Raw genomic sequence first — 501 nt, 5'->3', positions numbered from 1 at the left:
ATATATGAAATAACGAAAGCCATAATAGCGCCGCCGCTTTTTGGCGGGAGGTAAACCTATACATAAATTGTACCTTTTTAGTGATTGGGGTGAGGGAACCCAATAAAACGTATGATTTTCTCTCATCAGGAGAGGATGCGCATCATACTCTTGTTGCGCAACAAAAGCAAAGATCGGCGATAACTCAACGTGAAGTTGATGAATGTGCCGTGATGTGCGAGGCAAAGCGAGATATAATAGTGCTATCTGTTAGTGCGAAAAAATGGTTAATACAATGAATGCCCAATTTGATGATGCGACAAAAACATTAGATACCTTAGGACTACGTTGTCCTGAGCCTGTTATGTTAGTGCGTAAAACCATAAGAAATATGGCTCAGGGGGAAACACTGATGGTGATTGCTGATGATCCGGCGACAGTGCGTGATATTCCCGGTTTTTGTCGTTTTATGGAACATGACCTATTACAGCAAGAGACGCAAGCAACACCTTATCGTTATTT

At 41.7% G+C, this 501-nt stretch carries 1 protein-coding gene; it reads left to right on the top strand.

What is annotated here, in order from left to right; all coding sequences use genetic code 11:
• Nucleotides 1-262: 262 nt before the first annotated feature.
• The coding region (gene tusA, locus IE142_RS40635; RefSeq protein WP_229831348.1) for a sulfurtransferase TusA at nt 263-501 on the top strand (239 nt) is incomplete at its 3' end.

The sequence above is a fragment of the Streptomyces mutabilis genome, assembly GCF_014649815.1.
In the GTDB taxonomy this organism is placed as follows: Bacteria; Actinomycetota; Actinomycetes; order Streptomycetales; family Streptomycetaceae; genus Streptomyces; species Streptomyces mutabilis.
Note: the sequence above shows the minus strand (reverse complement) of the source record. Positions and strands in the feature narration are given on the sequence as shown.